This is a genomic window from Pyxidicoccus trucidator (genome assembly GCF_010894435.1).
Lineage (GTDB): Bacteria > Myxococcota > Myxococcia > Myxococcales > Myxococcaceae > Myxococcus > Myxococcus trucidator.
Genome location: NZ_JAAIXZ010000014.1, coordinates 222,013 through 243,370, shown reverse-complemented (window position 1 = coordinate 243,370; position 21,358 = coordinate 222,013). Strand labels below are relative to the sequence as shown.

Below are 21,358 nucleotides of genomic sequence, written 5' to 3'. Positions count from 1 at the left end.
GGACGTTTGTTCCCGACTCCGTGAAACCGCGCGGCGCGGCGCGCCGTGCGGCTCACTCCGGAGGCAGTCCCTTCGAAGACTGGAGCTCGCGTCGGGCCTCTTGGAGCTGGGAGGTGAGCTCGCGCACACGTTGCTCCTGCCGCCGCAGGGCTTCCCGGGTTTGGGACAGCTCCACGAGCAGGGCCACCTTCGCGCGCAGCACCTCGGAATCCAGGGGCTTGCGCAGGTAGTCCACCGCGCCTCTGGCAAAGGCCGCCTGCAGCCCCGGGTCGTCTCCGTCCACGCCGGAGAGGAGCATGACGGGGATGCGTCGGCTGCGCTCCCGCTCGCGCAGCAGCGACAGCACCTCGGCGCCCGTCATGTCCCCCAGGCGCAGGTCCAGGAGGATGGCCGCGAAGTCCTCGTCCAGCACGCGGCGGAGTGCCTCCTGTCCGGAGGCGGCGCGGACCAGCCGGTACCCCGTGGGGGCGAGGATGCACTCCAGCGCGAACAGGTTCGCGGGAAGGTCGTCGACGAGCAGGATGCTCACCTGCGCGGAGGAGGGGCGTGGGGACGTTGTCTCGGGCACGGGTCTCGAACGGATGGGCGCGGGCACTCCGCGCAAGGATGACCGGATCCGCGCCGCTTCCAGCATCCCCCACCGACGACAACCCCGGCGCGTTGCCGGGAAGACGACACTTCACGGGGCGCGCGGGCCTGCCCACGCCGGGCGCCCTACCCGCCCTCGTCCGGAGCCCCGTCCAGCCCGTACTTGCGCAGCTTGTCGTGCAGCGTGGCCCGGCCGATGCCCAGCCGCCGCGAGGCCTCGCTCCGGTTGCCCCCGGCGAGGCGCAGCGCATCCAGGATGAGGCCCCGCTCGTACGCCTCCACGCGCTCCTTGAGCCCGGCGCCGGGCGCGCCGTCCTGTGCCTCGCCACCGGAGCCCGCATTCAGGGCGAAGCCTCCCGCCGGGCTCCCCCCTTCCGTGGTGCCAGGGGCCGGCGCGTCGGCTACGGGCAGCAGGCCCAGGTCCAGCTCCCCTTCGCTGGAGAGGGCCACGAGGCTCTCCAGCGAGTTCTCCAGCTCGCGCACGTTGCCCGGCCACGGGAGGGCGCGGAGCGTGTCGAAGAAGCCCTCGGGCACCTTGAGGGGCCCGGTGTGGAAGCGGCCGGCGAAGCGGTCCAGGAACATGCGGGCCAGGACGGGGATGTCCTCGGGGCGCTCGCGCAGCGGCGGCACCCGGAGCTGCACCACGTTGAGGCGGTAGTAGAGGTCCTCGCGGAACGTTCCCTCCGCGGCCCGGCGGCGCAAGTCCCTGTGCGTGGCCGCGAGGATTCGCACGTCCACCTTGACGGGCCGGTCCTCACCCACGGGCCGCACCTCGCCTTCCTGCAGCACGCGCAGCAGCTTGGCCTGGAGCGGCGGGGCCAGCTCTCCCACCTCGTCCAGCAGCAGCGTGCCGCCGTCCGCCTCGCGGAAGAGGCCCTGCCGCACGCGGTGGGCGCCGGTGAACGCCCCCTTGGAATGGCCGAACAGCTCCGCCTCCGCCAGCTCCTCCGTGAGCGCCGCGCAGTTGAAGCGCAGGTAGGGCCGGTCCGCGCGCGGCGAGGCCCGCACCAGCGCCTCCGCCACCCGCTCCTTGCCCGTGCCGCTCTCGCCCGTAATCAGCACCGTCACGTCCCGCGAGCCCGCGCGCTGGACGAGCTGCGCCAGGCGCCTCATGGGCTCCGAGACGAACACCAGCGAGCGGGACAGGTTCAGCTCGCCCGCGAGCCGCTCGTTCTCGTCCCGCAGCCGCACCGCCTCCAGCGCGCGGGTGACCACGGCCAGCAGCTCGTCCACGTCGAAGGGCTTGCGGAAGTAGTCGTAGGCCCCCGCCTTCACCGCCTCCACCGCGAAGCGCTCCGAGCCATGCGCGGTGACGACGATGACCCGCGGCGCCCGGGGTTGCCCGTGCAGCCGCCTCACCAGCTCCATTCCGTCGACGCGAGGCATGCGCAGGTCGGTGATGACCAGCTCGTACGGCCGCGCCGCCAGCTTCGTCAGCGCCACCTCGCCGTCCTCGGCCACGTCCACCGTGACGCCCGGCAGGCTCCGGAGCGTCTCGCGCAGCGTGAAGCGCACCCCGGCGTCGTCATCCACCACCAGCACGGCGAGGGACTCCCGCGCGGCGTCAGGCTCAACCGGCATGGGCCACCTCGCGCGAGCGCACGGGCGCCAGCGTCTCCGCGGACAGCTCCCGGGGCAGCACCAGCTCCGCCACACACCCGCCCTTCGTTCCGTTCTCCAGGGTGACGTCTCCGCCGTGCTGGCGCGCCAGCGCGCGTGCCACCGTCAGCCCCAGCCCGGAGCCCTTGGCCTTGGTGGTGACGCCAGCCTCGAAGGCACGCCCGGCCACCTGCGGCGGCAGGCCCGGCCCCTGGTCAATCACGGACACCCGTGCCTCGCCCGAGGGCGTGGCGCCCACCTCCAGCACCACCCGTCCACCCGGAGGGCTGGCCTCGATGGAGTTGTGGAGCAGGTTCATCACCACCTGCTTCACCTTGCGCGGGTCGCAGACCGCGTTCACCGGGCCCTGCCCCACGCGCTCCAGCCGGACGTCACCCTGGGCGGCGAGCCCCTCGTGCAGCACCAGCGCCTCGTCGCACAGCGCCGCCAGGTCGACCGCGCTCACCGACAGCGGGACGAGGGGCCGGGAGAAGTTGAGGAACTCCTCCAGGATGCCCTGCATGCGCACCACCTCGCTCGACAGGACCTCCAGGCGCTCGGTGGGCTGGGCCCGGCCGGCCTCGCGCACCATGAGCTGGGTGAGCCCCTTCACGGTGGCCAGCGGGTTCTTCAGCTCATGGGCGATTTCGCCCGACATGGCCTCCAGCGCGCGCGCGTACGTGCGGTGCGTGGCCAGCAGCTCGTCCCGCTGCGCGAGCGCGTCGCCGAGCATGTCATCGAAGGTGGTGCGGACGGCGACGCCCACCGCGTTGATCATGAGGATGAACAGGAGCATCGCCCCCGCGATGGCGAACATCATGGGCCGGGAGGGTTCTCCCAGGAAGGAAAGTGGGAGCATGGGCAGCCAGCCCGCGAGCTGGGGGGCCGCCATCAACGTCAGCGCCGCGAGCTCCACGGCGAACAGCCGCAGGTGCCAGACCCGGGGCAGAACGGTAGCGCTCACGAAGGCCAGGGGAAGGACCATCGGTAGGAGCGGGCTGGCGAGCCCCCCCGTCCCCGTCACCAGGAGCTGCTGGAACAGCGTGCCCAACAGCATGTTGATGGGCACGCTGCGCGCCGTGACGCCCTCGCGGCGATAGCGGCGCAGCTCGTAGAAGAAGAACGTGAGGGCGGCCGCCACCTGCACGCTCAGCCAGGTCAGCCGCCACGGCGCCGCGTCCATCGCCGCCATCCCCGCCACGACCACCATCAGCACGCCGCCCACGTACGCGCGCAGCACCACCATGCGGCCGAAGATGCGGCTGATGTGCTTGAGCTGGATGTCGTCGAAGCTGCGCCGCGTCCGCGAGTCCATGGACCGCCCCTTCTACTCACGCCTCGCGGCTCATGGTACGCCCGCGCGGCCTCCTTCGATGACCTTCAGCACAGGGCGTGCCGAGCGCCGCTTCCCGCCCGTCCCCTTGCCGGCCTGCCCGCCCCCGCCCTCCCCCTGACGGGAAGGCGCCCGGTTGTTGGAGGCCGCCCTTCGTCCGGAGCCCCCCCGTGGACGTGGCGACGCCCTGGGAGCGGCGCGCACCGGCGTCGGGAACGGCAGACAGAAGAACAGGTACATGTCGAGCAGCATGGGGGTGTCTTCCCCTTCCTCGGGTGCGCACGGGATGTGACGCACGACTCGCTGAGCAATGACGGTGCCACCGGCTCCGGCCATCAGCGGGGTGACCCTTCTTCCTCTGAAGAGGCCGAGCGCAAGGTGCCACGCCGTCCTCGCCACGGGCCGTGAAGAAGCATGAAGAAGCGGTAGCGAAAGACCCGCTCCCTCTCATGAAGCAGCCCCGCGCCCGGTCCATGTGCAGGTTTCCTTCGGAGGGGGACACCGGCCGGTGGAGGTGAGCCGGGGAAGGGAGCGCGCCGGACGGACCCCCGCCGGCCTTCCGACGGGGGTGCCGGGTTTCCGACAGGGGCAACGCGTGGGCATCCGACACCCGGGCCCCTGCTCAGACGGAGGGCGGGCACGGCATGGCCCTTGCGATGGGCCCCTTCCGTCACCGCGCGACGTGCCGCGGCTTCGAGGGGAGAGTTCATGCGACGTGCCGTCGTGTTGTTCGTGGTCCTGGTGGGCGCGCTCGGCGCCCTGCTGGGCTTCCGCATCCTGAGAGACCGCCGGGCCGCGGAGGGGCCGTCCGGGGGCTCGGGCGTGGTGGAGGGTACGGCGGTGGATGTGCGCGCCCGCATCAACGCCCGCGTGGTGGCGCGGCACGTGGAGGAAGGCGCCCGGGTGGACAAGGGAGCGCTGCTCGTCACCCTGGACTGCACCGAGCAGGAGGCGGGCCTCGCGGAGACGGAGGCACGGCTGGCCATGGCCCGAGCGCAAGCGGACGCGGCGCGGGCCGGCGCCCTGGCCGCCGGCCGCAACAGCGAGGCCGTCGCCGCGCAGGCCACCGGCAGCCAGGCGCAGATTGCCTCGCTGGCGGACCAGCAGGGGCTCGCGCAGCGGCAGGCGGACCGTATGGAAAAGCTGGGGACGGCGACCACGGAGGCGGCGCTGGACCACGCGCGCGCCCAGGCCGCGTCGCTGGAGCAGCAGCTCACCGCCGCCCGGCACTCCAGCACGGCCGCCGGGCGCCAGGCCCGCGCCGCCGTGGAGCAGGAGCGCGCGAGCCAGCAGCAGGCCGAGTCCGCCCGCCGCTCGGTGGAGGCCGCCGAGGCCACGCTGCGCCGCGCTCGCATCTCCGTGTCGGAGTGCGAGCTGCACGCGCCCATGTCGGGCACGGTGGAGACGCTGGTGCTGGAGCCGGGCGAGCTGGCCCTGCCGGGCGCGGTGGTGGCGCGGCTGGTGGACACGCGCCGGCCCAAGGCCACCTTCTACCTGCCCAACGCGGAGCTGGCCTCGGCCTGGCCCGGCCAGGAGGCCACGGTGCGCGCGGACGCGTACCCGGACCGCACCTTCCCCGCCCGCGTCGTCACCGTGGCGCGCGAGGCGGCCTTCACTCCTCGCAACGTGCAGACGCGCAGCGACAGGGACCGGCTCGTGTACCCCGTCGAGGTGCACATCGACGCGCCCGACGGGCTGCTGCTCCCGGGCATGCCGGTGGAAATCTCCCTGAGCGACGCGTCCACGCGGGCCGTCGCGGAGCAGCGGTGATGGGCGCGGCGCCTGGAGGGGACGCGCTCCCGGACGTCGCGCTCGAGGACGTCCGGCGGAGCTTCGGCGCCACCCAGGCCCTGCGGGGCGTGTCGCTGGCGGTAGCCCGGGGCGAGGTATACGGCCTGGTGGGCCCGGACGGCGCGGGGAAGACGACGGCCATCCGGCTGATGTCGGGCCTGCTGCGCCCGGACGCGGGCCACGTGCGGATGCTGGGCGAGGACCCGACCCACCCCCGCACCCAGGTGCGAGAGGGACTGGGCCTGGTGCCGCAGCGGAACACGCTCTACGGAGACCTGAGCGTGGATGAGAACCTCCGCTTCTTCGCGCGCCTGTTCGGCCTGTCGAAGGAGGACTTCGCCGAGCGGCGGGAGCGGCTGCTGGACATCACCCGGCTGGGACGCTTCACGGAGCGGCGGGCGGACGCGCTGTCGGGCGGCATGTACAAGAAGCTGGCGCTGGCGTGTGCCCTGCTCCACCGGCCGCGCGTGCTGCTGCTGGACGAGCCCACCAACGGCGTGGACCCGGTGAGCCGCCGCGAGCTGTGGGAGCTGCTCTACACCCTGGTCCACGACGGCATGACGCTGGTGGTGTCCACGCCGTACATGGACGAGGCGGCGCGCTGCCACCGCGTGGGGCTGCTGTACGCGGGTGAGCTCATCGCCGAGGGCGGCCCCCGGGAGCTGACGCGCCAGCACGGCGTGGCGGCGTCCAACTTCGAGGCGGTGTTCCTGGCCCTCGTCGAGCGGCGCAACGGCGGGAGGGCCGCATGAGCGCGGCCATCGAGGTGGAGCACCTGACGCGGCGCTTCGGCGCCTTCACCGCGGTGAACGACGTGAGCTTCACCGTGGGGGCCGGCGAAATCTTCGGCTACCTGGGGGCGAATGGCGCCGGCAAGTCCACCACCATCCGCATGCTGTGCGGGCTGCTGAAGCCCACGGGCGGCCACGCGCGGGTCGCGGGCCACGACGTGGAAAGCGAGTCGGAGCGTGTGAAGGCGGGCATCGGCTACATGTCCCAGCGCTTCTCGCTGTACCTGGACCTGACGGTCCGCGCCAACCTGGAGTTCTTCGCCTCGGCGTACGGCGCCCATGGCCGAGAGCTGGAGCGGCGCATCAGCGAGCTGCTGGAGCGGATGCAGCTCACCGGCATCCAGGATGAAGTGACGGGCTCACTGCCGGGAGGCATGCAGCAGCGCGTGGCGCTGGCCAGCTCGGTGATGCACCGGCCGCGCATCGTCTTCCTGGACGAGCCCACCGCGGGCGTGGACCCGATTCAGCGCCGCTCCTTCTGGGCCCTCATCCGCGAGCTGGCCGCGGGCGGCACCACCGTCTTCGTCACCACGCACTACATGGACGAGGCGGAGTACTGCGCCCGCATCGGCATCATGGTGGACGGGAAGCTGGTGGCGCTGGACACGCCGGACGGGCTGAAGCGCACGCACGCGCCGGGCCGGGTGTTGGAGGTGCGAGGCCCCCACCTGGCACCCGCGCTGGACGCGCTGCGCGGCGAGCCCGGCGTGCTGGACGTGAGCCGCTTCGGCTCGGGGGCGACGGTGCGGGTGGACCCGGAGCGGCTGCCCCCGGAGGCGCTGGAGCGCTGGCTGCGGGCGCGCGGAGTGGACCCGCTGGAGGTGGAGGAGTCCGCGCCCACGCTGGACGACGTCTTCCTGGCGCTCACGGCCGGGGCCCAGCGAGGGGGGGACTGAACCGCCATGGCCTCTTCACACCTGCGACGTACGGTGGGCCGCATCCTCGCCATGGCGGGCAAGGAGGTGCTGCACATCCGCCGGGACATCCGCACCCTCTACCTGGCGCTGGCCATGCCGGTGCTGTTGCTGGTGCTCTTCGGCTTCGGCATCAGCTTCGACGTGGACCACCTGGGGCTGGCGGTGGTGGACCAGGACCGGACCGAGCAGTCCCGCGAGCTGGTGCGCCTCGTAACGGCGTCCGAGGAGTTCGTCCTCCAGTCAGAGGGCACCTCGCCCGAAGGCGCGCTGCGCGAGCTGCGGCGCGGGAGCGCGGTGGCGGTGCTGGTGGTGCCGAAGGGCTTCGCGGAGGACGTGGCGCGCGGCGGGGCCCAGGTGCAGCTGCTGATGGATGGCTCGGACGCGAACACCGCCACGCAGGCGCTGGCCAAGGCCCAGGCGCTGGTGGAAATGGCGGGCCGGAAGCTCACGGGCTCGGCTCCGAGGGCGCCTCCGCTGGAGGTGCGGATACGGACGCTGTTCAACCCGAACGGGCGCTCCGCGCTGTTCCTGGTGCCGGGGCTGGCGGCGTACCTGCTGGCGATTGTCGCGGTGCTCATCACCGCGCTCACCGTGGCCCGCGAGTGGGAGCGCGGCTCCATGGAGCAGCTCTTCGCCACGCCCGTGGGGCGGCTGGAGATTGTGGTGGGCAAGCTGCTGCCGTACCTCGGCATCGGCATCCTCCAGGTGCTGCTCGTCATCACCGTGGGCACGTGGGTGTTCGACGTGCCGGTGCGCGGCAGCGTGGTGGCGCTGGGGCTGGGAGCGCTGCTGTTCCTGGTGGGCATGCTGGGCCAGGGGCTGCTCATCTCCGTGGTGACGCGCAACCAGGTGGTGGCCACGCAGGTGGCGACGATGACGTCCGTGCTGCCGTCCATGCTGCTGTCGGGCTTCATCTTCCCCATTGAAAACCTGCCCCCGCCGCTGCGGTTCATCAGCATGCTGATTCCGGCGCGCTACTTCGTGAGCACGCTGCGTGGAGTGCTGCTGCGGGGCAATGGCCTGGACGTGCTGTGGCCGCAACTGGTGGCGCTGGCGCTGTTCGCGGCCTTCATGCTGACGGTGGCCACGCGCCGCTTCCACCGGCGGCTGGACTGAAGGGAGGGCTGGAGCCATGCATCCACTGTTCGTGCAGTACCGCGCCGTGGTGGTGAAGGAGGTGCGGCAGACGGCGCGCGACAAGCGCGTCATGGCGCTGCTGACGCTGGCGCCCCTCGTCCAGCTCTTCGTCCTGGGCTTCGCGGTGAACTTCGACGTGCGCCACGTGCCCACGGCGGTGGTGGACCGGGACGGGTCTTCGAGCAGCCGGGAGTACGCGCGCACGCTGCTGGCCGGGGACACGCTGGACTTGAAGGCAGAGGTCCGGGACGAGCGCGCCGCGCAGGCGCTCGTGGAGCGTGGCGAGGCGTCCGTGGCGCTGGTGTTCCCTCCCGACTTCCAGGAGGACGTGCTGCGCGGCACGGGGGCCGAGGTGCAGGCGCTGGTGGACGGCTCGGACCCGGTGCGCTCGGGGGTGGCGGCGGACGCGGTAGCGCGGCACGCGGTGCAGCAGGCAGTCGGGAAGATGCGGGCGGAGGCCCTGGCACGAGGAGAGACGCCACCCCGTCAGGCGGTGGAGCTGGTGCCGCGCGTCCTCTACAACCCGGAGCTGGCCACGGCGGTGTACGTGGTGCCGGGCATCGCGGCGATGCTGCTGCTCGTGGTGACCACCATCATCATGGCCATGGGGCTGGCGCGCGAGCGTGAGAGCGGCACGCTGGAGCAGCTCCAGGTGACGCCCCTGCGGCCCGGAGTGCTGATGGCGGGCAAGGTGACGCCGTTCGTCCTGATTGGCCTGGTGGACGTGGGGCTCGCGCTGAGCGTGGGGGCCTGGGTGTTCGGCGTGCCGCTGCGGGGCAACCTGGGGCTGGTGGCGCTGGCCACCCTGCTCTACCTGCTGTCCACGCTGGGCGTGGGGCTCGTCATCGCCACGCTGAGCCGCACGCAGCAGCAGGCCTTCGTCGGAGGCTTCCTCTTCATGCTCCCGGCGGTGCTGCTGTCGGGAGTCATGACGCCCATCCGCGCCATGCCGGACTGGCTGGCGTGGATCACGTACTTCAACCCGGTCCGCTACTACGTGGAGGTGCTGCGCGGCACGCTGCTCAAGAGCGCGGGCCTGGCGGACCTGTGGCTCCAGGTCCTGCTGCTGGCCGTCTTCGGCACGGTGATGATGACGGTGGCCTCGCGCCGGTTCCGCAAGACGACGGCGTGAGGGGCTGCTCCGGCGCGCCTCAGGGGTGCAGCTTCTCGTTCCGGGCGAGCATCTCCACGAAGTCCGCGATGCGCCGGGCCCGGGTCTCCGCCTTCTTCGCCGTGTGGACACGCCACAGGATGGCGTAGCGGTTGGCGGCGTTGAGCGTGGCGAAGTACGCCGAGGCACGGGCGTTGGCGGCGAGGGCCGTGGCCAGGTCCTCGGGCACGGTGGCCTTGCTCTGTGAGTCGTAGGCCGCCTCCCAGCGCCCGTCCTGCTTCGCGCTCTCCACCACCGCGAGCCCGGAGGGCTGCATCTTCCCCGCGTCGACGAGGGCCTGCACCTTCTCGCGGTTCACCTTGGACCAGACGCTCTTCGCCCCGCGCGGCGTGAACTTCTGGAGCCACCACGCGTCGTCGAAGCTCCCCTTCTGCCCGTCGATCCACCCCCACGCGAGCGCCACGTCCAGCGCCTCCGGGTAGGTGACCGACGCGACGCCCGTGGACTTCTTCGCGAGCTTCAGCCACACGCCGCGAGACGACGCATGGTTGGCGGCGAGCCACGTCTCCCACGCGCGCTGGCTCTCAAACGGGACGATGGGAAGCTCCTTCGCGGGCGCCTTCTTCACCACGGCCTTCTTCTCGGGGGCCTTCTTCGTCGCGGGCATGTCGTCGGGCTCCTGGCGGGGGCGGTCGGATAGCACGGTGCACCGACGCACCACCAGTCCAGCATCCCCTACATGAAGGGCGCGAAGCACGTCACCGCCGCGGCCACGCCAGTCCGGGCGTGGCCGCCGGTGGCCCGTCAGCGGGGAGCGGGCTCCGCCGAGCCGCTGCCCAGCTTCTTCTTCAGCGCCTCCAGCCCCTTGCTGCCCGCCTCCTTCGCCGCGTCGAGCCCCTTTCCTCCCGCCTCCTTCGCGACGTCCAGCGTGTCCCCGGCCCCGCTCGCGACCTTGTCCAGCGAGACGGCGCCGACGCCCTGGCGCACCCGGTCCATCCAGACGATGGGCGCGTAGACCTGCTTCGCCCGCTCCGGGCCCAGCACGGTGACGAGGATCTTCTCCGGCCCACCGGCGCGGGCGATGAGCGCCTGGGCCAGGATGACGGCCGCGCGCGCCTGCAGGAAGACGGGGAGCTTGTCGCCGTGCTTGCGCATCTCCTCCGCGCTGGCGCGGACCTCCTGGCGCTCGGTCTCCCCGAGGAACGGGCTGGCCGCGAGCTTGTCGAGGTACTTCGCGGACTCCTCGTAACGCTCGCGGCGGAAGTGGATGAAGGCCCAGCCCCACCACGTCAGCTCGTTCTCGATGCCCAGCTTCTCCAGCGAGCGCAGGCCGCGCTCGATGTCGTCCTCGGCGGCGCGCTCGCGCTTGAGCCCCATGCGGTTCCACGCGCGCAGGAAGTAGCCGGCGGCGAGCAGCGTCTCGCGGGACTGCTCGGGCGTGGTGCCCTGATACGCGGGGAAGGCGTCCACGGGCAGAGCCTCCGCGTCGGCGAGGAAGGCGTTCAGCTCCTCCTCGGCCGCGTAGTGGTAGCCGGCCCCGCAGAAGGCCAGGCCGCGGTTGGCCTGCACGGCCACGCGCAGGCTCGGCGGCCACGAGGGCTGGGCCCTCGCGCGCGACAGCTCGTAGAACACCAGGTCCGACGCGGGGACGCGGTTGCCCCGGTCGGCGTTGTCGAGGACCACCCACACGGCGGCGAGGACGGCGTGCTCCTGCCCCGCGTCGTACCCCGGGAAGGGTGGCGCCGCTTCTGGCAGCCAGCGGTTCCACAGCAGGGGGAACTCGTCCTCGTCGCGCTTCTCCAGCGTCTTCTTCGCCTTGTAGAAGGCAACGCCCAAATCCAGATACGCCCTTGCCATGCGGCGCGTCTCCTCGTCCGTGACGGCCTTCTCGGGCAGCGCCCGCGTCTCGGCGAGGACCTTCCAGAGCGTGGCAATCTCCTCGGGCGCGTTCGGCTCGCCCTCGGCGCGCAAGGTCAGCTTCAGCGCGCGGTATGGCACCAGCGCGTACGAGTCCCGGAGCTTCTTGTCGATCTCCGCCCGCTCCTCGGCGGCCCGCTCGGCGTCCGACTTGCGGCAGCCTCCCAGTCCAGCCAGGAGGACGAGGCAGAGCGAGGTGGCGAGGATGCGGCGCCCTCGTGAGACGGGGCGCGGAGAAGGGGGAGCTTCGCGTGGAGCCATCGGACCGGGACGGTATCACGAGGCCCTTCCCTGCTCCTCCCGGGGCCGGGGAGGCGGAAGGTCCACGCGGGGGCGGCCCCGTGCACAGACTTGGGGTGGAACTGGCCGCTCAACCCACGGGGAGAGGACGATGACGCACGACGAATTCCTGTCCCGGGTCACCGAGCGCACGGGGCTGTCGAGCATCGATGAGGCCGCCCGGACGGCGCGTGCCGTGCTCGAAGTCGTGGGCGCGCGGCTCACCCGGGGCGAGCTCCAGGTGCTCGCCGAGGACCTCCCCGCTCCCATCACCGGAATGCTGAGGAGCGGAGCGCACGGCCAGGACTTCGACCTCACGGAGCTGTACGTGCGCGTCGCGGGGCGGGAGCACGTCCGCCGGGGCTTCGCCGTGGAGCACACGGGCGTCGTCTGCCAGGTGCTGGCCGAGGCGCTCTCCGAGGCGGCGCTGCACCGGCTCCACGAGGACCTGCCCGGGCCACTTGGCGCCCTGTTCACCCCCCGCGAGTCCCGGGAGCGGTTCGAGTACGTCCACCTCGACCCCGCCCGCCGTCACACCCTGTCCGGGGGCCGGCCAGGCAGCCAGCACCCGCTGTCCGAGGCGCGGCCCGAGCGGGCACACACGCACTCGGTGGCGAGGTCCGACAACCCGCACGAGGACACGAAGCTCTCCAGCACGTCGGGGCTCACGCAGGAGCGCGAGCACGAGACGCTGGCGACCGGGCATCCGGGGGCACGGCTCGCGCGCGGCGACGACGAGGACTGACGCCACGCGCGGCCCCGTGCGGCTACCGGCAGAACCAGCCGTTCTGCACCCAGCCCCACTTGTTCACGTGGCCATAGGCGAAGCCATAGGCCCACTCGCCACTCGGCGAGTACTTCGTCACCTCCATCGTCTGCCCCTGGTACAGCGTGCCGATGAAGATGCCCGCTGGCGCGTCGCGGACGTACAGGTCCTGCGCGCACACCGTCAGCCGCGTCCCGGCCCACGCCGGAGTCACCTTGAACGCCTGCCACGCGCCCACCGCGCAGAGCGCGACCAGGGCCACGCGCGCCAGAAGCGGCAGCAGCGCGCGCCGGTGCTCGAGCGGCGCGGTGTCACGGAGAGCCACCTCGGGAGTCTCGATCGTCATCGTGTCCTCCTTGTGCGCGGTGGGCTCAGAAGCAGCCGGCGATGGGGTTGTTGGGGCCGCTGCAACGGGTCATGCACGAGCGCAGCAGGTAGCCCCAGTCGTCCGGCCCGTAGTCCAGGATGACGGCCCAGGAGGCAGTGCCAGCATCCCGCCGGATGCCGACCTTGTCGCCGTAGCCGAGCACGCGAATCGGGTCCTGCGGCCCCGACGTCGTCGAGTAGTTGCCGTACATCGTCGCGCTCGAACAGGTGACGATGGCGTGGTCCGTGTAGACCATCTGGTTGACCGTGCCGCCCCGCTCATCCGGCCCGTCCTCCGCCGTGCTCGCGGCGGGCTCCACCGGCTCGACGGGCTCGCTTCCACAGCCGGGCAGGATGGCCAGCAGTCCCGACACTCCCAACACGACGGCGCTTCGCTTGAGGCTCATGGCGACTCGTCTCCTTGGAATGAATCGACGGCGGGAAACGTGTACAGCCCTACCTGGAAGTAGGTCAATGCAGGTTTATCATTTTCTTGGATTCTAGCTCTCCTTCCCCGTTTTGCCCCGGGCGGCCGGGTTCTCGTGGGGTAGCTCCGCACTCCACCAGGGCTTTCGGGGCGTCCGCTTCCGGAGCGCGCACCGGGCAACCCGGCGCCACGGTGGCCACCATGAAGGAGGAGCGGGAGGCACTGCCCTTCGCCCGGGGGAGGCGACCATGGTCGGCATGCACCCAGAGAACGGCTCGTTCGAGGGCGGAGCCCCTGAAGACCCGCGTCAGCAGGCGCCCACTCGGATGGAACGCGAGCTGCTCGAGCTCCAGCACATCATCAGCCGCCAGCGCCGGATGGAGGCGCTGCGGCGCACGGCCTTGCTGGATACCCCCTCCGAGGAAGCCTTCGACCGGCTCGCCCGCCTGACGACGCGGACGCTCCATGTGCCCGTATCGCTCGTCACCCTGGTGGACAGGGACAGGCAGTTCTTCAAGAGCTGCGTCGGCCTGCCGCCTCCGTGGTGCGACGTCCGGCAGACGCCCCTCACCTACTCCTTCTGCATCCACGTGGTGGCCACCGGACAGCCGCTCGTCATCAACGACGCCCGCGAGCATCCGGTGCTGAAGGAGAACCTCGCCGTGGATCAGCTCAACGTGGTCGCCTATGCGGGCTACCCGCTGAAGACTCCGTCCGGCGAGATTCTCGGCACCCTGTGCGCCATCGACACGAAGCCGCGTGACTGGAAGGACGAGGAGCTGGGCATCCTCAAGGACCTGGCGGCCTCGGTGATGACGGAGATAGAGCTGCGCGCCACCCGCGAGCTGGAAGGCCAGGCCCGGGCCGCGGAGGCCGCGCGCGTGGAGGCGGACGCCGCGCGCCAGCGCTTCGCCCTGCTGGCGGAGCTGAGCGGCGCGCTCGCCGAGGAGGCCGACCTGGGCCGCGCGCTCACCCTGGCCGTGCGCCTGTCCGTCCCCCTGGTGGCGGATGGCTGCGTCCTCGACCTCCTCCAGGAAGACGGCCGGCTCCAGCGCGAGGCGGTGGCCCACGTCGACCTCCAGGAAGAGCAGCGCCTGCGAGGCGTCTCCGAGCCCCCGGCCCTCTACGCGCCCGACACCGGCGGCTCTCCGTCGGTGGAGGGCCACCTCCGGCTGGGAGACGCCGCGGGCTCCTCCATCCGCCTGACGCTCGTGGGCCGGGGCCGGGTGCTGGGCGCCATCGGCTTCACCACCGTCCCTCCGCGCCGGCTCGGTGACACGGAGGTGGAGCTGGCGCGGGACGTCGCCCGCCGCGTGGCGCTGGCGGTGGACAACGCCCGGCTGAACCAGGAGCTGGTCGACGCCGTCCGCAGCAGGGACAGGTTCCTCTCCATCGCCGCGCACGAGCTGCGCACACCGCTGATGACGCTGCGGCTCCAGTCACAGAGCCTGCTGCGCCGCATCCGCGAGGGACAGGCGTACGCCTCCGAGCGGGTGATGGCCAAGGCGGAGGTCGTCGAGCGGCAGGTGGAGCGGCTGATACACCTCGTGGACGAGCTGCTGGACATCGCCCGCGTCCGGGAGGGGCGCCTGCGCTTCCACCCGGAGGACCTGGACCTGTCGGAGGTGGCCCGCGACGTGTCCGTGCGCTTCCGTGAGGAGCTGGCGCGAAGTGGCAGCACGCTGGTGCTGCGCAGTGAGGGAAGCCTCCGCGGCCAGTGGGACCGGCTCCGGCTGGAGCAGGTGATGACCAACCTCCTGTCCAACGCCGTCAAGTACGGCCAGGGCCGTCCCATCACCGTGCAGGTGACGGGAGACGAGCACGCCGCGAGGCTCTCCGTGCGGGACGAGGGCATCGGCATCGCCGAGCGGGACCAGGCGCGCATCTTCGAGCGCTTCGAGCGCGCCGTCTCCGAGCAGCACTTCAGCGGCCTGGGGATGGGGCTGTGGATCGTCCGCGAGATTCTCTCCTGCATGGGCGGCACCATCTCCGTCCACAGCGAGCCGGGGAAGGGCTCCATCTTCACCGTGGAGCTTCCCTGGCGGACGGCGGCGGTGCCCGGGCCGCTGCTTCACTGAGGGCAGGCGGGCTCGCCGTGTCGGGGTGGCGCGAGCGCGGCGTGTGCGTTAGAGCGCCGTCCCAGCATGACCGCCCTCGACGCTACGTCCTCCCGCTCGGTCTTCCGTCATCGTGACTTCCGCGTCTTCCAGGTGGCACGCCTGTGCGCGGTGCTGGCCGTGCAGATCGAGTCCGTGGCCATCGGCTGGCAGGTGTACGAGCTGACAGGGAGCGCGCTGGCGCTGGGCTACACGGGCCTGGCCCAGTTCCTCCCCTTCCTCGCCTTCAGCCTCCTGGGTGGACAGATGGCGGACCGGGTGGACCGGCGCGCCATCATCGCGGTGTGCCAGGGGGTGATGCTGCTGTGCAGCCTGCTGCTGCTCATCTTCACGCTGGGGCACATCCGCGACGTGCGCTTCGTCTACGGGGTGCTGGTGCTCTTCGGGACGGCGCGCGCCTTCTACGCGCCGGCGGGCTCCGCGCTCACGCCCTACCTGGTTCCCCGCGAGGAGCTGACTCGCGCGGTGGCCGTCAACTCCACCACCTGGCAGATGGCCTCCATCGCCGGCCCGGCGGTGGGCGGCCTCCTCTACGGCTGGCTGGGCGCCGCGGGGGTCTACATCACCTCGGCATCGCTGTGCGCGTTGACGGTGGGCTGGATTCTCTCGCTGAAGGTGAGGACAGGCAGCGCCTCCAGCGAGAAGCTGTCCTTCGCCACGCTGGTGGCGGGGCTGCGCTTCGTGCGCCGGCAGCGGATGCTGCTGGGCAGCATCACCCTGGACCTGTTCGCCGTGCTGATGGGCGGCGCGGTGGCGCTGCTGCCCATCTACGCGCGGGACGTGCTGCACACGGGGCCGTGGGGGCTGGGACTGCTGCGTGGCGCTCCGGCGGTGGGCGCCGCGCTGGTGGCCGTCTTCCTCGCGCTGCGTCCCGTGGGGGGCCGGGCCGGGTGGAAGATGTTCGGGGCGGTGGCCATCTTCGGGCTCGCCACGCTCGTCTTCGGGGTGAGTCGCTCGCTGCCCCTGTCCCTGCTGGCCCTGGCGGTGGCGGGCGCCGCGGACATGGTCAGCGTGGTGGTGCGGCACACGCTGGAGTTGGTGGCCACGCCGGACGACATGCGCGGCCGTGTGGGCGCGGTGAACCTGATGTGCATCGGCGCCTCCAACGAGCTGGGCGAGTTCCGCGCGGGCGGGCTCGCCGAGAGCGTGGGCGCCGTCCACGCCGTAGTGGCGGGCGCGGTGGGCACGCTGGTGGTGGTGGCGCTCTGGGCCTGGCTCTTCCCGGAGTTGCGCCGGGTGGACCACCTGGAATCCGCCCGCCGGTAGGTCAGGGCGGGCCTCGGGGCTACGCCTTCTCCCCCTCGACGGAGACGCGGAACCCGCTGTGGGTCACGGTGAGGGTGGGACGGCCGAACCACCCGCAGTGCTTGCAGACGGCGCTCGGCCCGGACGCGGACACACGCACCGGAAGGTCCGCCGCGCAGACGGGGCAGCCCTCCGGAATCTTGTAGTCGCGCGATGATGTCGTCTGAACCTCGGTCATGTACTTGAGGTAACGCAGGCCGGAGCCTCCGCAACCCACCGCGCCCACGGAGTGTCGGGCGCGCTTCGTTTCATGGCCGCCCGGCTGCCTGCCCTCCACTCAGCCGGCCGCGTCGCACAGCCGCGAGAAGGCGCGGGCCATGTCCGCGTCCTTGATGTCTCCCAGCCCCTCCCCCACCTGCAGCTCCGTCTCCACGACGCCGGGCACGCGCGTGGGACTGAAGCCCCCCGCCACCCAGACCTTGTCCTCGCGGGCGATTCTGTCTCGCTGGCGCGTCAGCGCCGCCGGGTCACCGCGCAGGAAGACGCGGAACATGTTCGTCTGCACGGGCCGGGGCAGCACCGTCAGCCGCGAGTCCGCCGCCAGCGCCTCGGTGAGCGACTTCGCTCGCTTCACGTACCCGGGGATGCGGGCGAGCACGTCGTCCAGGCGCATGGCCGCGGACGCGACATAAGGCAGCATCTGGTAGAGGTTGCCGCCGTGCCGGTGCCGCCAGGTGCGCGCGGTGCGGACGAAGTCGCTGCTGCCCAGCACCATGGCCCCGCCCAGCGCGCCCACCATCTTGTAGAAGGACACGTAGACGGAGTCGAAGCCCCGGCAGATGACCGCGTACGAGCGGCCGTAGTAGGGCTGGCACTCCCACAGCCGCGCACCGTCCATGTGGAGCTTCACGCCCTTCTCACGGCAGGTGCGCTTCAGCTCCTCCAGCTGCTCCCACGTCTGGAGCTGTCCGCCCAGCCACCGCACCGGCAGCTCGACGCTGACCGTGCCAAGAGGGTCCTTCGCGTCGCGCACGTCACTGGCCAGCAGCGGCCGCGTCCACGGTGAGATGAGCACCTCGCGCAGCCCGTGCATCACCGCGTGGGCGTCGCTCTCGTGCAGCACGTGGTGCGACGAGGGGTGCAGGCCCACGCGCCGGTTGCCGCTCGCGTCCGCGTACATGCGCAGCACCGCGAGCTGGCCCATGGTGCCGGTGGGCATGTAGCACCCGTCCTCGAAGCCGAGCAGGCCCGCCACGCGCTTCTCGAAGGACTGGACGAACTCCCCGTTCCCATAGAAGTCCCGCGACACGCCCTGCCGCTTCACCCACTCACCGATGCGGATGAGCTCGTCGCCCGCGTTGACGGGCATGCCGGACGTCAGCGAGGCGCGGCACTCGCGGCGCACCTTCTCCATCTCCTCCCGGGAAGGCCCCGGGCCAGGCGCGCCCTTGCCAGCGGGCGTGGGCGCCGGAGGCGTGGCGGCCTCGGCGGTGCCTCGCAGCAACGCGGAGCCGGACAGCAGGCCGGTGAGGGCGAGGAACTCGCCCCGGCTGAGGTGACGGGGATTCATCGGTGCGCGCCTTCCTGGAGAGGTCCATGTCCAGCGGAAGGAACCTACACCCGTGACGCGCCGCGATGCGCGCCCTGCTTCGCAAAGCCTGACGCACCGCGACGCGCACCCCACCCCCGAACAACCCCTGACGCACCGCAATACTGAATCACCCTTCAACTTCGGCACGTGACGCACCGCAATACTGAATCACCCTTCAACTTGGAGCGGCCGAAATCTGAATCAGTCTTCAAGTCTGATTTGCTCCCCGAGGTCCGCGTTTGGTACGAATCGCCCCACTTGCGGTGCGCTTCGTCCACGCCGCAGGCCGGGACCTCCCACCACCGGATGTAGCGCGCCGGAGGGAAGCACCCGCACTTCCACTGAACCCTGTAAGCGATTGCAACGGAGCTACAAATGGCAACGCATCGCATGAGTATTCGTGCTGTGGCGGCGGTCTTCGGGCTGTGCGGGCTGGCGTGTTCGAACCAGGAGGTCGGCGAGGATCCGCCTCCCGTCGTGGAGACCCCGGCCGAGGTGGTGGCATGTCGCGAGCGCATCGCCTCGAAGACCGCCGAGGTACAAGCGGCGGGCATCGACATCTCCACCTGGTCCATCCAGGACGCGCCGGAGATGGCGGAGATCACCACCACGGTGCCGCAGAACCAGGACAACTACCGTACCTATGACGGCAAGTACCGCCCGCTGACGAACCACCCGGGCTGCTCGGTGACGAACCTCTACTACGACAAGACCAATACCGCCGGCACCACGCCGTACAAGGACGGCAACAACGACGGCAAGTGGACCGGCAACTCGGCGTTCGGCGGTCCCAACGCCGCCACCGGCTTCATCGACGGGGACAAGGCGAAGATCGAGGGCTACCCCTGCGCTGCCAAGGAGTACACGCAGAACTCCGAGGACTCCTCCAAGCCCATCGTCATCCTGGTGCACGGCAACTCCACCCGCCCGCACACCTGGGAGAAGTTCCTCCTGACGCCGGGCACGCCCGTCAACACGGCCACGGAGAACGTCCAGTTCACCGCGGACTCCACCTCCCGGGATCAGCTGGCCGAGAAGCTCATCGCGCAGCGCTTCCGCGTCATCGCCGTGGACTTCCGCACGGACGTCGTCACCAGCATCGACCCGTCCGCGAACGCCAGCACGCAGAACTCCTCGGGCAACATCGACCACGGCTGGGCGACGCCCATCCTCCAGTCGCTCGTCAAGGCGGTGATGAGGAACAACCCCAACCGCAAGGTGGCCCTCGTCGGCCACTCGCTGGGCGTCACCGTCGCGCGCGACGCCGTGCGCCGCCTCTACGTGGAGTGGAGCTCGGGCCGCTCGGGTGGCATCAACCCGTTCCCCCAGCTGAGCCACGTCATCCTCGGCTCGGGCGCCAACCACGGCGTCTCCACCTACGACACCCAGCCCAACTCGCTGTGCGCCGCCAACGACACCATGCGCGGCACCATCGTCTGTGAGATGGGCAGCCGCTCCAATTACGTGCAGACGTACTTCCACAAGCCGCTCAACGGTCCCCGGGACCTCTTCGCCACGCCTTGCGCGGACGGTGACTACGCCTTCGGCAAGACGGGCCAGTGCGGCAACAACGTGGTGAAGTACTACACGCTCACCATGACGGATAAGACGAAGGGCACGAACTACCAGGACTTCTACGTCTCGGAGGCGGCCTCTCGCATCGAGATGGATGGCTGCGTGACGAACACGCTCACCACGCTGAACGACTACGACACCAGCGGCTACTTCGTGAACGGCTTCATCGCCAACCACTTCGGCTCCATGCGCTCCAACGCGGGCGTGGACCTGACGCTGCGGTACCTGGCCGAGTAGCGCTCCTCACCTTCCCTCCAAGCAGCAGGGCCGGCCCCGCCGTGGTGTACGCGGCGGGGCCGGCTCGTCGTTCCCCCCTCCCCTTCCCGAGCCCACCCAATGAAGCGATTCCCCTTCACCGCGTCCCTCTGCGCGCTGGCCCTGGGCACCGTGCCGGCCGCCTGGGCCCAGACGCCCGCCCCCGCTGCCACCGAGGCCGCTCCCGCGGCTCCCGCACCCGAGGCTCCCCAGGCCGCCGAGGCCGCCCCCACCAGCGGGGCTCCGGCGTCCGGACCGGACGCTCCGGTCGAGAAGCCCGTCACCGCCGAGGAGATGGCGGGCACCTCGGAGGTGGTCGACGCCCGGCCGCCCCCCACCGTGAGGCCGCGCATCGCGGTGGGCAACGAGTCGTTCTACGTGAAGCCCATCCTCGCGCTCGCGGGTGGCATCCACGTGGAGAACCTCATCCAGACGCTCAACACCAGCCGCGAGAGCCGGGCCACGACGGTGGCCCTCACGCGCTTCGGCTTCGAGGGCCGGCTGGGCCAGTATGTCTCCTTCAGGAGCGAGTTCGAGCGCAACATCCGCGCTCACGGCTCGGGCGTCTGGGAGGGCACCGCGTCGTTCAGCGTCCGCGACCAGGTCATCCGCCTGCAGCGCTGGGGCGCCACCCTGGAGGCCGGCATCGTCGTGGACTCGGCCAGCGTGGACTACCTCTCCACGCACGTCGCGGACACGCTGCTCGCGGACAAGTACACGCGGGATCCGCTGCTCTACAGCGGCTTCAACCGCGGCCAGGGCGCGCAGGCGGCGTATGACTGGAAGGGCTTCCGCGTGGGCCTGGGCTTCACCGCGGCCAACCCCCTGAGCACCTCCAGCTCGTACCAGGTGGGCGGCACGTTTGGCGGCGGCAGCCGCTTCTGGGAGCGGCCCCTGGGCAACTACCGCAACGGCCAGCCCGACGACGACCTGCACTTCCAGGTCATCAGCCCGTCCATCGGCTACACGCACGAGCTGTTCGAGGCCAAGGCCATGGCCCAGGTGTTCGACGTGAACTACCAGACGACGTCCCGCACGGACCCGCTGCTGCGCGGCAACAACCTGCGCGGCAACGTGCTCCTGAAGCTGCACACGAATGTGGGCATCCCCCTCTTCATCACCCCGTTCTTCAACATCGCCCGCGTGCAGAACGACGTCGCCAACGCCACGCCGGGCTTCGCGGACCAGCTGCTGTCCACCCGCTACGCGGCCACGTCCGTGTCTGCCGGCGTGGACGTCAACGTCCAGGGCCGCTCGGGCGTCGGCTTCCAGTTCGCGCGAATCTCGGACGGCTCGCCCACCTTCGTGGCGCCCACCGGGAACACCCCCGCCAGCGAGCCCGTCACCCGCACCACGCAGTTCTACCTCAACGTGGGCGGCACCTACTGGTTCACCGAGGACGTGGCGCTCGGCGCCCGCTACGCCCGCTTCCAGCGGAAGCAGGACGGCCAGCGCGACGAGATTGACGCCTCGTACTTCGCGACGCTCCGTCTGCTGCTGTAAGCCGTCTGCGCTGCACGGACCACGCACACCACGTTGGACTCGGGAGGGGA

Annotated in this window: 19 protein-coding genes; 10 read left to right on the top strand and 9 right to left on the bottom strand. The window is 71.3% G+C overall.

What is annotated here, in order from left to right; all coding sequences use genetic code 11:
* Window positions 1–52: 52 nt before the first annotated feature.
* The 3 genes from G4D85_RS33690 to G4D85_RS33680 all read right to left on the bottom strand — a co-directional run bounded on the left by G4D85_RS33690 (window position 53) and on the right by G4D85_RS33680 (window position 3,502).
* Window positions 53–568, bottom strand: coding sequence for a response regulator (locus tag G4D85_RS33690; RefSeq protein ID WP_205525823.1), 516 nt, complete (start codon window positions 566–568; stop codon window positions 53–55).
* A 146-nt stretch (window positions 569–714) separates the two neighbouring features.
* On the bottom strand, window positions 715–2,169 hold the full coding sequence (locus G4D85_RS33685; protein ID WP_164018168.1) for a sigma-54-dependent transcriptional regulator: 1,455 nt from the start codon (window positions 2,167–2,169) through the stop codon (window positions 715–717).
* Complete coding sequence (locus G4D85_RS33680; protein WP_164018167.1) at window positions 2,159–3,502, bottom strand: sensor histidine kinase; 1,344 nt, start codon at window positions 3,500–3,502, stop codon at window positions 2,159–2,161. The genes G4D85_RS33685 and G4D85_RS33680 overlap by 11 nt, the downstream gene beginning before the upstream one ends.
* Window positions 3,503–4,228: 726 nt before the next feature.
* Here G4D85_RS33680 and G4D85_RS33675 point away from each other — a divergent pair.
* From G4D85_RS33675 to G4D85_RS33655, 5 genes are read left to right on the top strand one after another with little or no spacing between them, the layout of a single operon-like run.
* A complete protein-coding gene (locus G4D85_RS33675; protein WP_164018166.1) occupies window positions 4,229–5,290 on the top strand; it encodes an HlyD family secretion protein in 1,062 nt (353 codons plus the stop codon).
* Window positions 5,290–6,063 carry an ABC transporter ATP-binding protein gene (locus G4D85_RS33670; RefSeq protein ID WP_164018165.1) on the top strand — a complete coding sequence of 258 codons (774 nt, stop codon included), beginning with the start codon at window positions 5,290–5,292 and terminating at the stop codon, window positions 6,061–6,063. Before G4D85_RS33675 ends, G4D85_RS33670 begins: the two co-directional genes overlap by 1 nt.
* A complete protein-coding gene (locus tag G4D85_RS33665; protein ID WP_164018164.1) occupies window positions 6,060–6,998 on the top strand; it encodes an ABC transporter ATP-binding protein in 939 nt (312 codons plus the stop codon). The genes G4D85_RS33670 and G4D85_RS33665 overlap by 4 nt, the downstream gene beginning before the upstream one ends.
* Before the next feature lie 6 nt (window positions 6,999–7,004).
* The gene (locus G4D85_RS33660; RefSeq protein WP_164018163.1) at window positions 7,005–8,135 is read left to right on the top strand and encodes an ABC transporter permease; all 1,131 of its coding nucleotides are present in this window, start codon (window positions 7,005–7,007) and stop codon (window positions 8,133–8,135) included.
* A 16-nt stretch (window positions 8,136–8,151) separates the two neighbouring features.
* Complete coding sequence (locus G4D85_RS33655; protein WP_164018162.1) at window positions 8,152–9,288, top strand: ABC transporter permease; 1,137 nt, start codon at window positions 8,152–8,154, stop codon at window positions 9,286–9,288.
* A gap of 19 nt (window positions 9,289–9,307) precedes the next feature.
* On the opposite strand, the gene G4D85_RS33650 is transcribed toward G4D85_RS33655, so the two are convergent.
* Together G4D85_RS33650 and G4D85_RS33645 are read right to left on the bottom strand one after the other, a co-directional pair.
* A complete protein-coding gene (locus tag G4D85_RS33650) occupies window positions 9,308–9,934 on the bottom strand; it encodes a YdeI/OmpD-associated family protein (protein WP_164018161.1) in 627 nt (208 codons plus the stop codon).
* A gap of 137 nt (window positions 9,935–10,071) precedes the next feature.
* Window positions 10,072–11,445, bottom strand: coding sequence for a hypothetical protein (locus G4D85_RS33645; protein ID WP_240359650.1), 1,374 nt, complete (start codon window positions 11,443–11,445; stop codon window positions 10,072–10,074).
* A gap of 130 nt (window positions 11,446–11,575) precedes the next feature.
* Here G4D85_RS33645 and G4D85_RS33640 point away from each other — a divergent pair, with 130 nt between their 5' ends.
* Window positions 11,576–12,208: a DUF2267 domain-containing protein gene (locus tag G4D85_RS33640; RefSeq protein ID WP_164018160.1), complete on the top strand. Its 633-nt coding sequence runs from the start codon at window positions 11,576–11,578 to the stop codon at window positions 12,206–12,208.
* A 22-nt stretch (window positions 12,209–12,230) separates the two neighbouring features.
* Here G4D85_RS33640 and G4D85_RS33635 read toward each other — a convergent pair whose 3' ends face one another.
* On the bottom strand, window positions 12,231–12,575 hold the full coding sequence (locus tag G4D85_RS33635) for a hypothetical protein (RefSeq protein ID WP_164018159.1): 345 nt from the start codon (window positions 12,573–12,575) through the stop codon (window positions 12,231–12,233).
* Between the two features lie 25 nt (window positions 12,576–12,600).
* A complete protein-coding gene (locus tag G4D85_RS33630; protein ID WP_164018158.1) occupies window positions 12,601–13,002 on the bottom strand; it encodes a hypothetical protein in 402 nt (133 codons plus the stop codon).
* Between the two features lie 277 nt (window positions 13,003–13,279).
* Here G4D85_RS33630 and G4D85_RS33625 point away from each other — a divergent pair, with 277 nt between their 5' ends.
* Window positions 13,280–15,100, top strand: coding sequence for a GAF domain-containing sensor histidine kinase (locus G4D85_RS33625; RefSeq protein ID WP_164018157.1), 1,821 nt, complete (start codon window positions 13,280–13,282; stop codon window positions 15,098–15,100).
* Between the two features lie 66 nt (window positions 15,101–15,166).
* The gene (locus G4D85_RS33620; protein ID WP_164018156.1) at window positions 15,167–16,405 is read left to right on the top strand and encodes an MFS transporter; all 1,239 of its coding nucleotides are present in this window, start codon (window positions 15,167–15,169) and stop codon (window positions 16,403–16,405) included.
* A gap of 19 nt (window positions 16,406–16,424) precedes the next feature.
* On the opposite strand, the gene G4D85_RS33615 is transcribed toward G4D85_RS33620, so the two are convergent.
* Entirely contained in the window at window positions 16,425–16,622 is a 198-nt protein-coding gene (locus tag G4D85_RS33615) for a hypothetical protein (RefSeq protein ID WP_164018155.1), read from the bottom strand.
* A gap of 99 nt (window positions 16,623–16,721) precedes the next feature.
* The gene (locus G4D85_RS33610; protein ID WP_164018154.1) at window positions 16,722–17,954 is read right to left on the bottom strand and encodes a threonine aldolase family protein; all 1,233 of its coding nucleotides are present in this window, start codon (window positions 17,952–17,954) and stop codon (window positions 16,722–16,724) included.
* A 411-nt stretch (window positions 17,955–18,365) separates the two neighbouring features.
* Between G4D85_RS33610 and G4D85_RS33605 the strand changes: the two genes are divergently transcribed.
* On the top strand, window positions 18,366–19,787 hold the full coding sequence (locus G4D85_RS33605) for an esterase/lipase family protein (protein ID WP_164018153.1): 1,422 nt from the start codon (window positions 18,366–18,368) through the stop codon (window positions 19,785–19,787).
* A gap of 99 nt (window positions 19,788–19,886) precedes the next feature.
* Window positions 19,887–21,308, top strand: coding sequence for a hypothetical protein (locus tag G4D85_RS33600; protein ID WP_164018152.1), 1,422 nt, complete (start codon window positions 19,887–19,889; stop codon window positions 21,306–21,308).
* The last annotated feature ends 50 nt before the right edge of the window (window positions 21,309–21,358 follow it).